This is a genomic window from Pedobacter superstes, from assembly GCF_037622515.1.
GTDB lineage: Bacteria > Bacteroidota > Bacteroidia > Sphingobacteriales > Sphingobacteriaceae > Paradesertivirga > Paradesertivirga superstes.
Genome location: NZ_JBBJCN010000003.1, coordinates 246,716 through 264,451 on the forward strand (window position 1 = coordinate 246,716; position 17,736 = coordinate 264,451).

The following is a 17,736-nucleotide window of genomic DNA, read 5'->3' on the forward strand; positions in this document are numbered from 1 at the left end:
ATCTTTTTAATTTGCGGTTAAACCAATTGAACCTATCAATCGTGTTGATCCATCCGGACCGGATGCCGTAATTTCATCGAAAAAAACTCTGGTACCAGGAGCCACTATCTTCATTGCGCTTTGCATAGCAGGGGTTAAACTACTACCGGATGCTTTTAAAACCACAGCATCTGCACCTTTCTTAGCGATAACTAATGTAAAACCAGTAACCCTGAATGTTGCATCAAAATCAAAGCCAATTAATTTTGCAAATACAGTATTTTGACTCTTAATTGCAACAGAACTCATTATTCCTCCTGATTTTCCTGCGAATTGAGGAACAGGATCGGGAATTCGCTTCACTCTAAACTCCTGACTTCCTATAGTTTGTGTTTTTCCTCCGATTTCGGCAGAAACATTAACCTTTGCAGTACCTGCAGAACTAACTTTAACTACATATGTTCCGTTCGAACCGGAGATGCTTCCACCAGACATACTTACCCTTAAGCTTTCTTTAGGGATTCCAGGCGCTGAAATTGAAACAGGATTGGGTACACCGATATAGAAAACATTCATTTTTGTGGGTGATACCACGGCAGATGGTCGGGCCACCTGGTATTTCTGCTCAGTTGTTTCGTAATATTTAATGGTTCCGTCAGTTTGCTTAACTGCGATTCTTCCTTTCCATGAAAATATTCCTTCACGGCCGGTCGAAACGGTATATGTACCTTTCCCATTTCTCACAGGAACACCTGAGCCATTTATTGAAATTGAAGGATTTGACTTTGAATCATAAGCTGTCAAAAACACCTCGGCAGTATACGGTTGTCCCTGAATCAAATAAGAGGTGGGCGCAACAGCGACTGCAGCAAACTGATCCAAATTAACAACGGCCTGATCCATTTTACCAAATAATTTCTTGATAACATCTGACTCGGCATTTTTCACATCCGACTGCACTTTACTCAGAATAGTCATTGCAGCCGTAAGAGGAGTACCTTCACCAAAATTAACTTCTTCCCAGGATTTCCTTACTCCATTTACCCTTTTCTCTGGATCTTTGGCTTCTAAAGAAAATGTTACACTAGCCCGATCTTTAGGATCAAGCAAGGCTAACAGACTTTCGCGGGTTTGATTTATTTTAGTTTTCAATTTTTCCCCCTCCTTCTTGTTGATCATTATTCCAGGAGCAATGTCCTGATTAGAACGTTCAACAAGATCTCCGGTCTCTGCGTCAATTCCCTGACCGGCAGTTGTAAACTGAGTTTTTAAATTCTCAATATAACTATTTAAATCTCCTGCAATTTTCCGGGCCTGTTGAGCCTTTTCAAAAATAGGCCTTGCTCTGACAGGTTCATCTTTTAATTTGGTATTTTCGAATGACGCCACTAATTGGCCCACACTCGCTTCAACATTTGTTCTTGATGCCACCAAACTATCGTTGATATTTTTAAAGGCATTCAAAATTGTATCAGAAACGTTTAATGCAAGCATCGCGAGCAATACCAAATACATGATATTGATCATCTTCTGTCTTGCGGTCTCTCTACCTCCAGCCATGCGTTATTTAAATTTTCTTATAATCAATTAAACAATTAATAATTAAACACGTGGCTGATTCATTGCCGAAAGCATGTTTCCGTAGACAGAATTTAAAGAAGACAGGTTTTTAGCCAGGCGACCCACCTCCTCTTTAAATTGCTTAGAATCATCCATAGACTCATTAAAGTTTTGCATGGTCAATGAAAGGTTCTGATAAAACTTGTTCATTGATTTTAAATGAGCGCTTGAATCTTGTAATTCAAGCTCGTATACTGCGTTTAATGCAGAAAGATTTTTAGCAAGGCTATTCACCTGATCGTGATAGGCTTTTGAATCGGTATTCGAATTAGCCATTTCCTGAAGGTTAGAAGAAGCTTTATCAAATGACACACTTAACTTGTCAAAACTGGCACTTGCCGTTTTAACCTTTGTGGTAAATTCATTTGTAGCTGTAGAAGCATCGGCAACCGAGGAGATTGTCGCTACTTTGTCTCCAAAGGTTCTTAGACCTGTACCTAAGCTTTGAATCAATTCAGGACCAATTTTAGCATCCTCAAGCATTTTGTCTAAAGCTGCTGTTGATGAATGAGATGCGGAAACAGAAACAGCACGGGGACTCACTTTAGGAAGTTCCCCATCAAAGCTCTCGTCTAACTCGGGATATACTCTATGCCATGCTGGTTCTTTGGCCGGAGCAAAAAATCCTGTCAGGAAAAACAAAAATGCCTCAACAGCCAATCCTGCACCGATCATATAATTACCCCAAATACCTCCCAAATGCAGGATTTTAAATAATGCACCAATGATTACCACGCTTGCACCCCACGAAATTGCTGTGTGGAGCGGTTCTAATTTGAAAGATGATTTACCAGCCATAAAAATTCAAGAAGAAGTTAGAAATTTGATTTTAAAATAAAAAGTGTGTACTTGTGATTTGTTTAGTTTTTATCTTTTATGTCTCTTCCCTGGTATTTTGTTACGCAGCGGAAACCAACATAAGATTTCGCGGTATCCTGATATTCGAAAGAGCGGGTTGAATTTTGAAGAAAATAGCCAATGTCCTTCCATGAGCCACCGCGTACTGATTTACGTTTTAACACTTCAGGATCGCCCCCTTTTGCTTCATAATTGAATGTTGGATTCAAATCATGAGTAAATGTATTCGCCGATTCATCATAAGCAGAAGAAGTCCATTCAGCAACATTGCCAGCCATATTATACAAGCCGTAATCGTTAGGGAAATACGATTTTACATTCACTGTGAATGCTCCTCCGTCGTCAATATAATTACCTCTTCCCGGTTTGAAGTTAGCCATTAAACATCCTTTAGCATTTCTGATATATGGACCACCCCATGGATAATCATTACCAACCCTTCCGCCCCGGGCTGCATATTCAAATTCAGCTTCAGTAGGCAACATATAATCAGACCGGATATATTCAGGAAGTTTTCTGCTGGCAGCGTAGGTGGCATATAAACGTGTGCGCCAAACTGTAAATGCACGCGCCTGACGCCATGTTACCCCTACTACAGGATAGTTTTTAAACGCAGGGTGTGAAAAATAACCCTGAGTCAGTGGTTCATTTGCTGCATAAGCAAAATCCGAAAGCCATACCAGGGTATCAGGGTAAATAGCTACTGTATCGCGAAGAATATTATCAGACCGTGTTCTTGTTTTATCACCGCGATAGTTTGCAGCTTCACGGAGCTTCATAATTTCTAAATTGTATTTAAGCAAGCGAACATCAATCTCATTTCTGTCAAAAACGCGATCGTCGCCCTGATAATACATTGCCTGTAGTTTCGAAGCATTTGCAGCACCGCCTTTTTTATTACTCCAAATGGTTTTTGCTTTTTTCCAATCAATGTATTGTGGCCCGCCGGCATCTGCCGCTGCTCCCTTTTTAGGCTTCAAATAATAATTAGGGTCTTGCAGATAATCTTTAATCGCAATGGAATCTCTTACCCAATTAACAAACTGGCGGTATTCGCTATTTGTAATTTCAGTTTCGTCCATGTAAAACGCCTGAACTGTAACCTGTTTATTTTGAGCTATTTGAGCATATGTAATATCCTGATCAGTTTGGCCCATAACAAAAGAGCCGGCAGGAATATAAACCATTCCAAAAGGAATAGTTCTTGTAGAGACTTTTTTAGTCTTAACCCCGACCAACTCACCCCCGGATTTGTTTCCACATCCGCTTGAGAGAGCCGCAATAATTGCGAGAGCGATAACGTAAAATTTCTTCATTGTATTTAAAGGCATACCTTTTAACTATCGATGTTATTGATAATAAATTTATTTATTAAAAATGATTATCCAAACAGTAAACTTATGAAAATTTTTATGGTTAATTGTTATAACTCATAAACTTTCAGACACCTTGGTACGGATAAAAAAGGCAAATGTTACTGATAATTAAAGATTTTTTACGGATAGCCTGGTTTTACTTATTCACCTGCTTAATATACTGCTCGATTGCCATGGTCATACTGGGTGCAATTGGGGTTGGACCAGGTATATCAACTATCAGGCTTCGGTCGGCAATAGCTTTTTGAGTACTCACACCAAAGGCTGCAATCCGGGTTTCTTTTTGCTCAAAGGTTGGAAAGTTTTTATAGAGAGATTGAATACTCGATGGGCTGAAAAATACTATTATATCATAAAAAACATTGGCAAGGTCGGAAAGATCACTGCATACTGTTCTGAACAATACAGCCTGCGTGAAATTATAACCGTTCTCTTGTAAGAATTTCTGTGTTTCTTCTGCAGAGACATCAGAGCAGGGGTAAAGAAATTGCTCTGAAGCATGTTTTTTAAGAACCTCAGCAAGGTCGCTGGCGGTTTGTTTTCCAAAAAAGATCTTACGTTTTCTATATTGAATATATTTCTGAAGGTATAAAGCGATGGTTTCGGACAAACAAAAATACTTCATCTCAGCCGGCACTTCATAACGCATCTCTTCGCATACACGAAAAAAGTGGTCAACAGCGTTTTTACTTGTGAAAATTACGGCAGTAAAGTCAGCAATATTTATTTTGTCTTTCCTGAATTCCTTTGCCGGAACGCCTTCTACATGTATGAATGAGCGGAAATCTACCTTTATGTTGAATTTCTTAGCGAGATCATAGTAAGGCGACTTATCGTTCTCTGGCTTAGGAAGGGTAACCAGTATACTTTTTACCTTTTTCTTTCTTGCATCTGTTGATACCATATATTTCTAGAACCTAAGGGCTTTTATCAGAATTAATAATGGGCAAATTTCGAGGGCACAAAGATAGAAAATAAAATATATTAAAGGAAACCTATAGTTCGATAAAATATTTGTAGCCGCCCGTAAGTATTGAAAGAAGAAAATTGCTGCGATTAATATCAGCGACATATAAATATATATTGGGGCGAATCGTGCTGGTGACAGGCAAAATGCAATAACGATCGGCAAAAACAAAAGAGCCGCATTAAAATAACTCAGAATCAATATGGAAATATATTCTTTGACAATCTTCCCTGCATTGAATAGAAAACCAAGCAGTCGAAGGATAATGATCTTAGCTGTGAATAAGGCAATTACGATTATTGAAAGATGGATAAATAAATTAAAACCTGTATACCCATAAGAAAGTTGGAAATACTTTCCGCACTGATAAAGGTACATTCCTATTGTAAATCCGAACAGGAGATAAAGAAAAATAAATGGCCATGAATTAAAAAATTTCTCTTCTTTATTTATCTGACCTAAAACCCTGTTACTGTAAAAGGCATGAATTATTGCAGATAATTCTTTTGCGAAAGCATTTTTCAGTACTGCAAAACAAAACAGAAGCAAAAACACAAAAGCAATTATCCATAGCTCGCCTTTAGGACGCGGCTGTCCTTTATCATACCGTTCTACCTTTTTGGGAAACTTATTTGTCCATTCCTGAAAGTTTAGATTTTCTACTGAATACAGCTTTATCAAACTGTCAATAAACTGGTTGGGCCGATTTGGATCGGGCCTTTTTATCCAAAGAAAACTAAGTGAATCGCCTACTGCCTTCAAAGAATCCTTAAGATGTTTAATAGAATCTTTTTTAGCCTGCAATCTTGCTAAATAGGCCGAATCCCGAAATACCGGTCTTCTATATTGTGGTTCAGAAAGCACTGGCACGCGCGCGGATACAGAATCAACCTGAGCAACAGCTGCAGCACTCCAGATCCAGAATCCTAATAAAAGCAGAAAGTTTTTCCCCGGCATTAAATTAATCAATATCTCAATCGAAACTTTGTTTGCAAATTACCTGATTATTATCTTGTTTTCCTAAATCTTTATTATGCATTTATACAGTCAAAAATCATACTAAGATTTTCATTGCTGCTTACTTGCTAAATATAAATCATCACCTATGGATGTTCTCAACAGATGACCCAAATAAAGATTGCTTTATTTAAAACTCTACCTTTAGAAAACGGTTATTAAATCGAAGACAAAAATTATCATGGAAAGATTTGATTTTCAGGTGCTGTTAAGCGATGGTTCGTTTGCAGATTATGAAGTACAAACAGAGAGACATTCTGATACATTTGAAGTTTTTAAAGATAACAACGTTTTAGCAACATTTAAGGCTACAAAAGACGGTGGCTGGGAACTTGAAGATAATCCCGGTAAAATCGATAAAGATTTAGAACATCGAATATCGCTGCAATTGAATAGCTACCGCATCGACAGGTAAGCTTATTTTGATCTAACTGCTGTTATACGGGTGGCATCTTGTTCCATTGTTTCAAAAACAAGTTTTTCAGAAGAAATTTCTTTGATAAGAAATGGAAACTCTCGGGTTATTCCTCCAGAAAGATTTTCTTTATAACGAATCATATTATCTTCCATTCTGAATTTGCCATACGAAAGGCGCTTTCCACCCCACATGATCACCAAATCGTTAGCATTTGAAAATTGAATAGAAGGATTTTCGGCTTTCAGTTCTTCATCCGGCATTATGTATGCAGGGTTTTGATGAAGATTTTCAACTTTGACATATTTCCATTCTCCGTAAAGCTGTTCTGGTTTAACCGATTTAGTACAAGATGAAAATAATATTAATGTCAGGGCTATAGCAGAAAGGCTAAATTTCATATAAGGATATTCCGAAAACATAATATTCATACTTAAACCTGTTTAAAGTATCGCCCCCAAAGCTAATTATTTACGTGATGATACCATATGATCCACCATCAATTGGGAAAAGCCTTGTTTTGATTCACTCTTCTCATCTTGCCTACAGGGGGCTTTAATCACAGTTAAATACCATCAACTCCTCTTAATACTTCCAGGGGAGGACGGTTTAAAATTCCGCGGCTATTAATTAATCCGATTATTACTGTTAAAGCAGAAATAAGGAGAAAAAGAAGAATTAATGGACTTGTCTGAGGATTAAAAGACGTTTTAAAAGTATAAACAGCCAGAGCCCAGCTTGCTCCTAAAGAAAGGAATATCCCCGTTGCAGCTGCTAAAGCTCCAAGAAAGAAATACTCAAGTGCTGTGATGATTAAAATTTGCTTTTTGCTGCCTCCTAAAGTGCGCAATAGCACACTCTCCTGTATTCGCTGGTATTTGCTGATAAGAACTGATGCGATTAAAACTACCAGCCCTGTAATAATGCTGAAAGCAGCCATAAACTGAATAACAAAGCCTATTTTTTTTAAAATATCATCCAGTACACTTAGCACAAGTGCCAGGTCAATAACAGATATATTAGGAAACTCCTGAACAATTACTTTCTGAAATTTAGCCGATGTTTCGCTGTCCGGAACCCGTGTCATCATAACATGAAACTGCGGGGCTTCTTCTAAAACACCTGTAGGAAATACCAGTCTGAAATTTGTCTGAATGCGATTCCAATCGACTTCGCGAAAGCTGCTGACAACTGTTTGAATGAGTGCGCCTTGCACATTAAAAGTTATGGTATCTCCTATATTCACATGAATCCGGTTGGCATAACCTTCTTCTAAAGAAACATTAACCACTCCATTTGGCGTTATGTTTCCAATCCATTTTCCTTTTGTAATCCGTTCGGAGGTAGTTAACGTATCCCGATAGGTAACTCTCAGCTCGGAGTTGAAAGCTCGGCGCGAAACTTTTAAAGTACTATCTTTTTTCACGTCAGCAGCAGTATACCCATTTACCTCTTCAATTCTCATCGTCACAATGGGAACTTCACTGATTACAGGCAATCCCTGTTCCTTCGTAATTACAGCAACTTTTTCCTTCTGATTCGTCTGAATATCAAACAAAACCATATTTGGCTGATTCCCGCTGGCAGAAATAGTTACCCTGTTTATAAGAATATCCTGCACAAGGAAAAGCGTACTTATAAATGCTGTTCCCAAACCTATAGAAACAATTAATATTAGAGTTTGGTTATGGGGCCTGAACAAATTTGCTAAGCCCTGCCGCCACAAATAACTCCAGGAGACAGGAAAGAACTTTCTAACCATCCAAATTAAGAGTGAGGCTGTGGCTGTCAATATTATAAAAGCAAAAATAACTGCGCCTGTAAAAAAGGCTGCCTCTCGCCAGCTATTTAACTGCAAATAGGAAAACCCTATAATGAAAATCAATATCAGCAGATAAACGATCCATTTTACCGGATCCTTAAAAAGGCTGGTTTCATGGTAAGTTATCCGAAGTGTATTTAAAGGAGAAATATTTCTGACAGATACCAGAGGAAGCAGAGCAAACAAAATTGAAATGATTATACCCAGCAGTACCCCTTGTAATATTGCGGTCCACGATACAATTACAGATATTTCTACGGGCAAAAAGTCTTTCAGCACTACAGGTAGTATCTGCTGCACTATTGTACCGAGAAAGGCACCGATGACGGAACCTATAAAACCTATCCCTACAATCTGGATCAAATAAATTAAGAATGCCTGATAAGCTTTTACGCCCATACATCTCAAAATAGCGATGGTAGCTAATTTCTCGCGGATATATATGTGAATTGCGCTGGCGACACCTATACACCCAAGTAACAGGGCAACGAACCCAACAAGAGAAAGGAAACGTGTTAAATCTTCAAATGATTTGCCGGTATCGCGTTTCTGTCCCTCTACAGTTTGATAGTCAAGGTCAGCTTTATCTAAACGTGGTTCAATCCGCTTGATGAGTTTTTCAACTTCGTCTGCATTTTTAAATTTATAGAAATACTGGCTGTTAATTCTGCTCCCCTTTTTAGATAGACCAGTTGGTTCGAGATATTTGAATGGTATGTATACTACCGGCGCAACAGAAGCAGATATACCAGTTTGTCCGGGGGCCTTTTGAAGTATCCCGGCAATTTTGAAGGTAACCTCTCCCACCTTAAGAGAATCGCCCACTGCTGCATTAAATTGCAGCATCAGCGTTTTATCGACTATGACCGTCTGGGAATCTCTGAAATTTTTTCCTCCCTGAACCGGAATAGTTTCCAGGCTGCCGTAATAGGGAAAATCGCCTTCCAGTGCCTTTACCTGCACCAATCGAGTACCCTGGCTTTTTGGAAAATAAACCATTGAAGCAAAACTTCTTTGCTGCGAGCGCTCATCGCCTATTGAATCCAAAAGTTTCTGCATTTCTTCAGAAACAGGCTTATTACTGGAAATTGAAAGATCTGCACCTAATAAACCCGCAGCCTGCGCGTCGATATCCTTTTTCAGATTATCTCCGAAAGAATAAATAGCCACCAAGGCAGCAATCCCCAGAATAATGGAAGAAATAAAAAGAAACAACCTTGATCTGCTTCTCCGGCTATCGCGCCATGCCATTTTAAAAAGCCAGCCAACATTAACCCGCATATTCGAATTTATATTAGCCATTTAAGTTTATGCTTAAATCATCAGCAATGATAACTCCACCTTTAATTCTGATTATGCGTTGAGTTTTTGATGCAAGTTCCATGTCGTGAGTGACTAAAACCAAAGTAGTTCCGGCTTCCTTATTCAAATCAAAAATTAACTTAACCACTCGTTCACTTGTTTCGGCATCCAGATTCCCGGTAGGTTCATCGGCGAATAAAATTTTCGGACTATTAGAAAAGGCCCTTGCCAGAGATACGCGCTGCTGTTCACCGCCAGACAATTGAGAGGGATAATGGTGACTACGGTCAGACAATCCTACTTTATCCAAAAGTTCCATTGCTTTAGGTTTAATGTTTCTCTCGCCCCTCAATTCTAAAGGAACCATTACATTTTCCAATGCAGTTAATGTAGGAAGTAACTGGAAGTTTTGAAAAATAAAACCTACATATTGATTTCGAACCTGCGCCCGTTTGTCTTCGCTGAGCTGATCGATACGGATATTGTTAAGTTCTACTAAACCTGTTGATGAACGATCCAAACCTGCGCATAAGCCTAATAGTGTTGTTTTACCACTCCCCGACGGGCCGACAATAGCCAAAGTCGATCCCGCATCTACAGAAAAATTTATCTTATCTAAAACTGTTAAATTGCGGCCTGCACTCAGGTAAGTTTTACCCAGATCTTGTATATTCAGAATTTTCTCCACATTCGTAAGTTATGACGCTTTAACAAAAGCGCAAAAGTTTGAGTAAAAAAGTTTAAAATTATTACAAATCAAATGTATTATGCATAAACCAAACCTAAGAGAACATGTTTAAAAATACTACCGGAACAAGATAATACTAAACAAGGAAGGTTTAAGCGTTATTAAGTTAATGCAATGAACTTTCGGTATTGAATATCCATAAAATAACAAAATGAGGCACACACTATCAATTTTCTTTTTAATGACCATACTTATGACCAGTTGCAGTAATGAAAACCAGGGAGGGCGCAACACTAATAAAAGCGGCCCGGCTGCATCTAAACCACGAAAAACTATTTTATTTTTTGGAAACAGTTTAACAGCAGGTTATGGTCTGGAGGATCCTGAAGAAGCCTTCCCGGCGGTGATTCAAAGAAAAATAGATTCTTTAAACCTTCCCTATAAAGTTATTAATGCAGGTTTAAGCGGCGAGACAACCGCCGGTGGAGCAGTCAGAATAAATTGGTTATTAAAACAACAAATCGATGTTTTCGTATTGGAATTAGGTGCTAATGACGGGTTGCGGGGCCTTAAAGTAAGCGAAACAAAAAAAAATCTCCAATCAATACTTGATACTGTAAAACTGAGATTTCCTAAGGCAAAACGTATTTTATTGGGGATGGAAGTCCCTCCAAATATGGGAGGAAAATATGTATCTGATTTTCGTGTGATCTTCAGGCAAATTGCAGAACAGAACAAAATACCTTTTGTACCCTTTATGCTGGAAGGCGTTGCAGGCAATGCAGAATTGAATTTAAGAGATGGTATTCATCCTACCGGCGAAGGGTATAGAATTGTTGCCGAAAATGTCTGGGAGGTATTGAAAAACGAATTGTAATCGGGCACCTCTAAAAGAGAGATCTTAGGAATAACATCTATTGATCTCTCTTCTTCAGCGAAATAAATAATTATTGAGAATATTCTGCGTGAGCTAGACCCAGTATTTCGGTGCTCCAGCTTCTTACCTCCTCCAGCAGTTGAGCGTCGCCGGCAAGAGATTTACCATATGACGGAATCATGGTTCTTAACTTATTCTGCCATTCAGCAGATACTAAGCGATCTTTAAAGCACAAACTCAATAAGTTTATCATAATAGAAACCGCCGTTGAGGCCCCGGGTGAGGCGCCTAACAATGCCGCTATTGATCCGTCTTTGGAGCAAACCACCTCAGTTCCAAATTCCAGAATACCGCCTTCAACGGGATCCTTTTTAATAACCTGAACTCGTTGCCCGGCAATTTCCAGTTCCCAGTCTTCTAGCCGTGCTTCGGGGAAAAACTCGCGTAAAGCCTCTATACGGTCCTCCGGCGACTGGCGTACCTGATCGATCAGATATTTTGTAAGAGGCATATTTTTTAAACCCGCCGCAAGCATCGGAACAAGGTTGGCGGCTTTGATTGACAATGGCAGATCGAGTATCGATCCATTTTTTAAAAATTTAGTTGTAAATCCGGCGTAAGGGCCAAAAAGAAGCTCTTTCTTGTCTTTAATAATTCTAGTATCTAAATGAGGTACAGACATGGGAGGCGACCCTACAGGCGCCTTTCCATATACTTTAGCATAATGCTTTTCTATGATTTCCGGATTCGTGCAACGCAACCATTGTCCGCTTACCGGGAATCCGCCAAAGCCTTTTCCTTCAGGAATGTCTGATTTTAACAACAATGGCAACGAACCTCCTCCGGCACCTATAAAAACAAAATCAGCTTTTACTTTTCGTTTATCCCCGCTTTCCAATTCCTTCACTTTCACTTCCCATACAGCCTTCTTTTGCTTAAGATCCCGGACTTCATGATTAAAATTTAAAGTAACCCCGGGTAAAGATTTCAAATGATTAAACATGCAACGGGTCAGCGCACCGAAGTTAACATCTGTTCCAATATCCATCCGTGTGGCTGCCAGCTTTTCTGAGTTATCACGCCCCTGCATGATAAGGGGCATCCATTCCCTCAATTTACTTTCATCTTCAGTGTATTCCATTCCATGAAAAAGAACACATTGCTGTAAGGCATCAACGCGTTTCCGCAAAAAGTTTACATTTTTATGCCCCCACACAAAACTCATGTGCGGAATCTTCTGGATCCAGCTTTCAGGAAGTTTAACCCTGTTATTTTGCACCAGGTGTGCCCAGAATTGTTTTGAAACTTCAAAAGATTCAGCAATTTTTATTGCTTTGTGTATTTCTACCGACCCATCTACAAGCTCCGGGGTGTAATTTAATTCGCAAAAAGCTGAGTGTCCGGTACCGGCATTGTTCCATGCATCCGAACTCTCCGCCGCCACGATATCCATACGTTCAAAAATCTCGATGGTTAGTTCAGGATCAAGTTCCTTCAATAAAACGCCCAATGTGGCACTCATAATTCCGGCACCAATCAATACTACGTCGGTGTTCTTCTTTTTACTTTTATCCTTTTTTGTCATGATTGTTAAGATGCAAGCTTTCAAAAAGCTTTTCATGAATAAATAAAATTCAAAGTAAAGTGTTTTTATAACATGAAAAGATTAAGCAATCATAGAAAACGCAGAAAATCAGCCTTTTGAAAGCAAACATTTTGAAAAGGCATATTTAAGAACAGTCTAATCTTCATCCTGGATCTTTCGTTCCTCAATTTTTGTTACAATTCTTCCCTTTTTCAAGCCTATCCGGATAAGTGCGTACAGGCTCATATAAAAATTGGCTATCCAAACAATGGAAAAGCCTGAAAGCAGATACCCTCTCCAATCGGTAAAAAGAAAATGAAACTCTGTAATAACAAGAAAAATAGCTGCCACATAATGGCTAAAGCAATACTCGCACGTGAAAAGATAAAAAAGCTTCCTTTTCAATAAGCTTTCACAGTCTTGAGAACGCGCAATACAATATTCACGGGGCTCCTTAAATATTTCCTCTTGCGTAACTGTCCAGGCAATACAAGCTACCGGAATAGAAAGCATAAACAGCCAGGTAATTTGAGTTGATAAATCCATTGTTATCATAGACAACATCATGATTAGTATTGTTTTAAGATATATTTCTGATTCATTAGCAACAAATCAGGGTATCGGACACGATTAACTAAAAAAGGCCAATATTCTATCTTGAATCTAATTTTTACACTAAATGGAACATGTTAGCTATTAAGCTGTTGTAAATATGATCACTTATAAATAATAATTCTTTTTTATGATGTTTCCTTTTTATTCTTTATCTAATTTATTATGCCCAAACAGATAAGGATCCTTCTAAAAGTCATAGGTATTGCTTTAGGAATAATTCTTGTTCTGTGGCTTGGGCTTGCGGCCTATATTACAATCAATAAGCAAAGTTTGTTAAAGGCTGTATCCTCAGAGTTAAACAACAGCATTACCGGAAAGCTATCTATAGAGAATATGGAACCTGCGCTTATACGGGGATTCCCAGGCATTTCTGTTTTATTAAAAAACGTATTGCTTCGCGACAGTTTATTTGAAAAACATGGGCATAATTTAATAAAGGCCAATGAGGTTTTTGTTGCACTTAATATTTTTTCTTTAGTAGGAGGAAATACTGAAATTCAAAAATTAACCATAAGGGATGGCGAAGTTTATCTATTTACCGACAGCCTTGGTAAGAGCAACAATTCTGTTTTGGTGAGGGGAAGCAAAAGCGATAAAAAAGGAAAAAGAAAACAGATAAACCGTATTGAGTTTAGGAATGTAAATTTCATTCAGGACAATCAACAAAAGAAAAAACTTTTCAACTTTGATATACATTCGCTATCTGCAAAATTCGATTATAATAGTAAAGGCTGGAAAGGCGACATTCAGGCTAATATTAAAGTAAATTCATTAGCTTTTAATCGCGCCAGGGGAAGCTTTATACAAAACCAGAACGTAAAGGCAGACCTTGAAATGACCTATGCAGAAGCTTCAGGAATACTACACATCCCATTACAGAATATAAAAATCGGGGAAGAGAAGTTTGATATAGGAGGTAATTTCCGATCGACAGAGAAAGCCTCAGACTTTAAGCTCACAATAGTTGCACCAGATATAAAGTTTAAAAATATCATTCCTTTTCTAACAAAAAACATATCAACTAAACTAGCCATCTACGACCTTAAAAAGCCTTTTTTTGCCAAAGCCGTAATCCAGGGAAGTTTAAAAAAGCGGGGCGACCCTAAAATATTGGTCACCTGGAACGTAAAAAATAATGATTTGACAATTTCTGGCGAAACAATTAATAACTGCAGTTTTACAGGGTATTTCAACAATGAGGTTAAAAGTGGTTCAGGCTATAATGATATTAATTCTGCCATTGGTTTTGCTAACTTAAAAGGGAGCTACTACACTATTCCATTTACATCTGATACATTAAGGGTTGTGAATTTGAAAAAACCGGTTATAGAAGGCCGGTTCCAATCGAATTTTGCGCTTGATAAATTAAACAATATATCGGGATCAGAAAGCTTTCATTTCCACAAAGGTACAGCCCGGTTAAATATATTGTACAGGGCTCCTTACAATAAAAGCAAAAGCATTGAACCTTATATTAACGGCACATTAAAGTTAAATAATGCAACCTTAAATTATCATCCAAGAGACCTTACTTTCTCAGGAATTAGTGGAATATTCTTATTCAAAGGCCAGGATCTGTTTCTGCAAAACCTTCAGGCAAAAAGCGGCAGCAGCAGCTTTGTCATGGATGGTTCTCTGAAGAATTTTCTTAATTTATATTACACCGATCCCAAAAAAATCATATTAGACTGGCATGTAAAAAGTCCGCAGATTAACCTCAGCGAATTCCTGGTTTTTCTTGCCAGGCGAAAAACTGTTCAAAGAAAGGTCTCCAACAACCGATCAACAACACGCCTGTTTAACCAGCTGGACAGGGTACTTACAGAAGCAAATATTCATGTTGAGTTGGAAGCGGGTAAACTAATTTATCGCAGATTTGAGGCTAACAGGGTCCATTCCAGTATTTTGATGAAAAAAACCGGCATAGACCTTCAGGATGTCAGTTTTAATCATGCTGACGGAAGATTGCAGATTAATGGCCTTATTGATCAATCAGGGTCCATTAATCGATTTAATATTGACACACGGATCATTAATGTTAATATTACTAAACTGTTTTATGCCTTCGAAAATTTTGGCCAGGACGCAATTGCCTATCAGAATTTAAGAGGAGTATTCAATTCCAGAACAATGGTTTCGGGTGTAATAAGAGACAACGGACAAATGGTTCCAAAATCCATTAATGGCTCTGTGATCTTCGACATTAAGAATGGCGCTCTTTTAAATTTTGAGCCTATGCAAAAAGTAGGAAACTTCGCTTTTCCAAACCGAGATTTTTCCAACATATTATTTTCCAGTTTAAAAACCACCCTGGATATAAATGGTAGCAAAATAACAATTCACCCTATGTATATCCAGTCCAGTGTGCTGAATTTATATATTGAAGGAATTTATGGAATACCCACCGGGACAGATATTGCACTTCGAATACCTCTTCGTAATCCTAAGAGAGACATCGGTCTATCGGACAGCTTAAAAAGGGAAAGGTTTGACAATGGAATTGTAATTAATTTAAGAGGGCAGGATGATGAAAACGGCAACGTAAAATTTAAGCTCGGCAAAAAAGAAGAAGAAGGAGAAATTGATGAAAAAGAAGCAAAAGAAAGAGAAAAACTGGATAAAGAGAGAGAGAGAACATTAAGGAGAGAGGAACGAAAAGAGAGACGGCTTTAAATAACTTAAAGGCGAGAAATACATTTTGCGCCTTCTTTACCCATTTATTTGGCATACCAAACTAAATTTCAAAACCACAAAACACTCTCTAATTTACAGGGTTATTATTAAAACATTTCAGAACTATGGAAAATTCAATAATTAACAGGCTTTCAGATACTTTAAACAGTTCCATTCTTCAGGAAAATGAAAATGCCAATGTTGGAACATCAGAACGCATTATTTCGGTAGGTGCCGGAGCTTTTATAGCTTTAAAGGGTATAAGTAATATATTTTCACATCCCTTATTAGCTTTAACAGAATTAGGATCAGGTGGGCTGCTTCTGTATAGGGGTCTAACAGGTTATTGCCCGGTGAAAGATAAATTTGAAAAAATGGAACATCACAATATCCCGCTAAGTTCTCCGACAGTACCCGTTACTACGATGCCTATTGAATCGTATTAAAAACATTAAAGCCTCCCTTTCGGGGAGGTTTTTATTATAAATTTTCTCCAGGGTTCATCACAAAAAGCTTCTTAGAAACCATTCTTGAAGGGGTAAATACTGTAAATATCTGTAATCGTTCGGTAATTAACCTTTGCAAACAGAAGCTGTTGTGCCAAATAAGGTCTTGATAATTCGCCAAGTAATAAGATGTCTTATTTAATTTGCAATACTCGATAGTACTACTCTCAAATCGCTATTGAAGACTAAAGACAGAGTGCTTTGTAATTAATTTTCTTTCAACTGCATTTCTTTTATACATTTATAAAATCTATTGAATACAATTCTTATTTGGCTTTTTCACATATGAAACCTATAACCTTAAAACATTTTTTTATACTGTTAGCAGTAACATTTGCAATATCCTGTAAAAAAGGCGATTCGCCTGAAACAGAAAAGATCACAAATGGTCATGGAAACATATCATACTTTGCCAAAGCTTTGGTTACAGGGGTTAAAACATCTGCGTTGAAGTCTAACACCATTTTGTCAACGGTTTCTGTTGACTGGTCCTCCGCATCTATTTATGTAGAAAAAATATCGTTCGTGGGTAAGAGCAGTAATCTGCTTGATACTACTATAGTGATAGAGAAGAACATGAACATTTTTAATTTAGATGCTATGGCAGGAGTAATCAAATTACCCTCTGGTTCTTATAAGGATGTAAAAGTTAAACTATTCTTAAAGAAATCGCCAAAATCTGCATTAGCATTCAATCTTAGGGGGACATTCATGAATACTAAGGGTACAAAAGACAGCTTGATAGTGGCAAGCTCATTACCTTTCGAGGCTAATCTTGGAGTTAACGACATTACGCTTAATCCTTCCGATAATTATAAAGTCACCGTCACCTTTGATTTAAATAAAGTATTGACAGATATCTCAGCTTCTTTAATAGAAACTGTTAATACCAATTTAGGTACCAATGGACTCAGAACCTATGTTATCTGGAAAGGCGGGTCTCAGGATGTGCCGTTGTTCAACAAGGTTACTACGAACTGGCAAACTGTGTCTAGTGTTGTTATTTCCAAATAACCCGATACATAAGCACACTCGGCATTTTGGATAACCTCCTTAAATAAATAAGTTCGAAAACGCTTTAAGAAAACTTCGTGAACATCGTTGAACACATGATTTTTGTTAGTATGGCATTATTAAGATGAACAGTTAATCACTCCAGCTTATAATTGCACTTATTTCCAGGCATTCATCCAGATAGTCCAGCAGGTTGTATTTATACTTTCCGGAGGTTTGTATCCATGCTGCGAAATATTCAGCTGATCCCCTCTCTTATTCCTGATTGAATTAGCTCTAACTTTTCATTATCTCCCTCTGCAATCCGGGTTCCTTTCTCCGAGCAATCCTTTCCTACCTGGATTCTTCAAAACCCATAATTGCGCTTACCTTTGCTATTATCATTTTTGGTAAAGCTACTAGCACTAAACTTACCAGATTTA

The 17,736-nt window shown here is 38.0% G+C and carries 15 protein-coding genes; 5 read left to right on the forward strand and 10 right to left on the reverse strand.

What is annotated here, in order from left to right; translation table 11 throughout:
• Positions 1 to 6 precede the first annotated feature (6 nt).
• From porM to WG906_RS09935, 5 genes are all read right to left on the reverse strand, one after another.
• On the reverse strand, positions 7 to 1,539 hold the full coding sequence (gene porM, locus WG906_RS09915; RefSeq protein WP_339992432.1) for a type IX secretion system motor protein PorM/GldM: 1,533 nt from the start codon (positions 1,537 to 1,539) through the stop codon (positions 7 to 9).
• Between the two features lie 42 nt (positions 1,540 to 1,581).
• Positions 1,582 to 2,397, reverse strand: coding sequence for a type IX secretion system motor protein PorL/GldL (gene porL / locus WG906_RS09920; protein WP_339992433.1), 816 nt, complete (start codon positions 2,395 to 2,397; stop codon positions 1,582 to 1,584).
• A gap of 62 nt (positions 2,398 to 2,459) precedes the next feature.
• A complete protein-coding gene (gene porK, locus WG906_RS09925) occupies positions 2,460 to 3,773 on the reverse strand; it encodes a T9SS ring complex lipoprotein PorK/GldK (RefSeq protein WP_339992434.1) in 1,314 nt (437 codons plus the stop codon).
• Between the two features lie 196 nt (positions 3,774 to 3,969).
• The gene (locus WG906_RS09930; protein WP_339992435.1) at positions 3,970 to 4,737 is read right to left on the reverse strand and encodes a uroporphyrinogen-III synthase; all 768 of its coding nucleotides are present in this window, start codon (positions 4,735 to 4,737) and stop codon (positions 3,970 to 3,972) included.
• A gap of 6 nt (positions 4,738 to 4,743) precedes the next feature.
• On the reverse strand, positions 4,744 to 5,757 hold the full coding sequence (locus tag WG906_RS09935; protein ID WP_339992436.1) for a DUF4271 domain-containing protein: 1,014 nt from the start codon (positions 5,755 to 5,757) through the stop codon (positions 4,744 to 4,746).
• Positions 5,758 to 5,998: 241 nt separating this feature from the next.
• Between WG906_RS09935 and WG906_RS09940 the strand changes: the two genes are divergently transcribed.
• Positions 5,999 to 6,232 carry a hypothetical protein gene (locus WG906_RS09940; RefSeq protein WP_339992437.1) on the forward strand — a complete coding sequence of 78 codons (234 nt, stop codon included), beginning with the start codon at positions 5,999 to 6,001 and terminating at the stop codon, positions 6,230 to 6,232.
• Between the two features lie 2 nt (positions 6,233 to 6,234).
• Here the strand turns inward: WG906_RS09940 and WG906_RS09945 are convergent, their stop codons facing one another.
• From WG906_RS09945 to WG906_RS09955, 3 genes are all read right to left on the reverse strand, one after another.
• Complete coding sequence (locus WG906_RS09945; protein WP_339992438.1) at positions 6,235 to 6,663, reverse strand: hypothetical protein; 429 nt, start codon at positions 6,661 to 6,663, stop codon at positions 6,235 to 6,237.
• A 134-nt stretch (positions 6,664 to 6,797) separates the two neighbouring features.
• Positions 6,798 to 9,356 (reverse strand): ABC transporter permease, encoded by a 2,559-nt coding sequence (locus tag WG906_RS09950; RefSeq protein ID WP_339992439.1) that lies wholly within the window; start codon positions 9,354 to 9,356, stop codon positions 6,798 to 6,800.
• Entirely contained in the window at positions 9,349 to 10,044 is a 696-nt protein-coding gene (locus WG906_RS09955) for an ABC transporter ATP-binding protein (RefSeq protein WP_339992440.1), read from the reverse strand. The genes WG906_RS09950 and WG906_RS09955 overlap by 8 nt, the downstream gene beginning before the upstream one ends.
• Positions 10,045 to 10,255: 211 nt before the next feature.
• Between WG906_RS09955 and WG906_RS09960 the strand changes: the two genes are divergently transcribed.
• Complete coding sequence (locus WG906_RS09960) at positions 10,256 to 10,921, forward strand: arylesterase (protein WP_339992441.1); 666 nt, start codon at positions 10,256 to 10,258, stop codon at positions 10,919 to 10,921.
• 70 nt (positions 10,922 to 10,991) lie between these two features.
• Here the strand turns inward: WG906_RS09960 and WG906_RS09965 are convergent, their stop codons facing one another.
• Positions 10,992 to 12,542 carry a malate:quinone oxidoreductase gene (locus WG906_RS09965; protein ID WP_339992442.1) on the reverse strand — a complete coding sequence of 517 codons (1,551 nt, stop codon included), beginning with the start codon at positions 12,540 to 12,542 and terminating at the stop codon, positions 10,992 to 10,994.
• Positions 12,543 to 12,662: 120 nt separating this feature from the next.
• Positions 12,663 to 13,052, reverse strand: a complete 390-nt coding sequence (locus WG906_RS09970) for a hypothetical protein (RefSeq protein WP_339992443.1) — start codon at positions 13,050 to 13,052, stop codon at positions 12,663 to 12,665.
• Between the two features lie 231 nt (positions 13,053 to 13,283).
• Here WG906_RS09970 and WG906_RS09975 point away from each other — a divergent pair, with 231 nt between their 5' ends.
• From WG906_RS09975 to WG906_RS09985, 3 genes are all read left to right on the forward strand, one after another.
• Positions 13,284 to 15,794 carry an AsmA family protein gene (locus tag WG906_RS09975; protein ID WP_339992444.1) on the forward strand — a complete coding sequence of 837 codons (2,511 nt, stop codon included), beginning with the start codon at positions 13,284 to 13,286 and terminating at the stop codon, positions 15,792 to 15,794.
• Between the two features lie 125 nt (positions 15,795 to 15,919).
• Positions 15,920 to 16,240 carry a YgaP family membrane protein gene (locus tag WG906_RS09980; RefSeq protein ID WP_339992445.1) on the forward strand — a complete coding sequence of 107 codons (321 nt, stop codon included), beginning with the start codon at positions 15,920 to 15,922 and terminating at the stop codon, positions 16,238 to 16,240.
• A 345-nt stretch (positions 16,241 to 16,585) separates the two neighbouring features.
• The gene (locus tag WG906_RS09985) at positions 16,586 to 17,314 is read left to right on the forward strand and encodes a hypothetical protein (RefSeq protein WP_339992446.1); all 729 of its coding nucleotides are present in this window, start codon (positions 16,586 to 16,588) and stop codon (positions 17,312 to 17,314) included.
• The last annotated feature ends 422 nt before the right edge of the window (positions 17,315 to 17,736 follow it).

What these genes read in the sequence shown, in the direction of transcription:
- porM (WP_339992432.1), bottom strand. Translation starts at nt 1,539, where the DNA reads ATGGCTGGAGGTAGAGAGACCGCAAGACAGAAGATGATCAATATCATG.
- porL (WP_339992433.1), bottom strand. Translation starts at nt 2,397, where the DNA reads ATGGCTGGTAAATCATCTTTCAAATTAGAACCGCTCCACACAGCAATT.
- porK (WP_339992434.1), bottom strand. Translation starts at nt 3,773, where the DNA reads ATGAAGAAATTTTACGTTATCGCTCTCGCAATTATTGCGGCTCTCTCA.
- WG906_RS09930 (WP_339992435.1), bottom strand. Translation starts at nt 4,737, where the DNA reads ATGGTATCAACAGATGCAAGAAAGAAAAAGGTAAAAAGTATACTGGTT.
- WG906_RS09935 (WP_339992436.1), bottom strand. Translation starts at nt 5,757, where the DNA reads ATGCCGGGGAAAAACTTTCTGCTTTTATTAGGATTCTGGATCTGGAGT.
- WG906_RS09940 (WP_339992437.1), top strand. Translation starts at nt 5,999, where the DNA reads ATGGAAAGATTTGATTTTCAGGTGCTGTTAAGCGATGGTTCGTTTGCA.
- WG906_RS09945 (WP_339992438.1), bottom strand. Translation starts at nt 6,663, where the DNA reads ATGAATATTATGTTTTCGGAATATCCTTATATGAAATTTAGCCTTTCT.
- WG906_RS09950 (WP_339992439.1), bottom strand. Translation starts at nt 9,356, where the DNA reads ATGGCTAATATAAATTCGAATATGCGGGTTAATGTTGGCTGGCTTTTT.
- WG906_RS09960 (WP_339992441.1), top strand. Translation starts at nt 10,256, where the DNA reads ATGAGGCACACACTATCAATTTTCTTTTTAATGACCATACTTATGACC.
- WG906_RS09965 (WP_339992442.1), bottom strand. Translation starts at nt 12,542, where the DNA reads ATGAAAAGCTTTTTGAAAGCTTGCATCTTAACAATCATGACAAAAAAG.
- WG906_RS09970 (WP_339992443.1), bottom strand. Translation starts at nt 13,052, where the DNA reads ATGGATTTATCAACTCAAATTACCTGGCTGTTTATGCTTTCTATTCCG.
- WG906_RS09975 (WP_339992444.1), top strand. Translation starts at nt 13,284, where the DNA reads ATGCCCAAACAGATAAGGATCCTTCTAAAAGTCATAGGTATTGCTTTA.
- WG906_RS09980 (WP_339992445.1), top strand. Translation starts at nt 15,920, where the DNA reads ATGGAAAATTCAATAATTAACAGGCTTTCAGATACTTTAAACAGTTCC.
- WG906_RS09985 (WP_339992446.1), top strand. Translation starts at nt 16,586, where the DNA reads ATGAAACCTATAACCTTAAAACATTTTTTTATACTGTTAGCAGTAACA.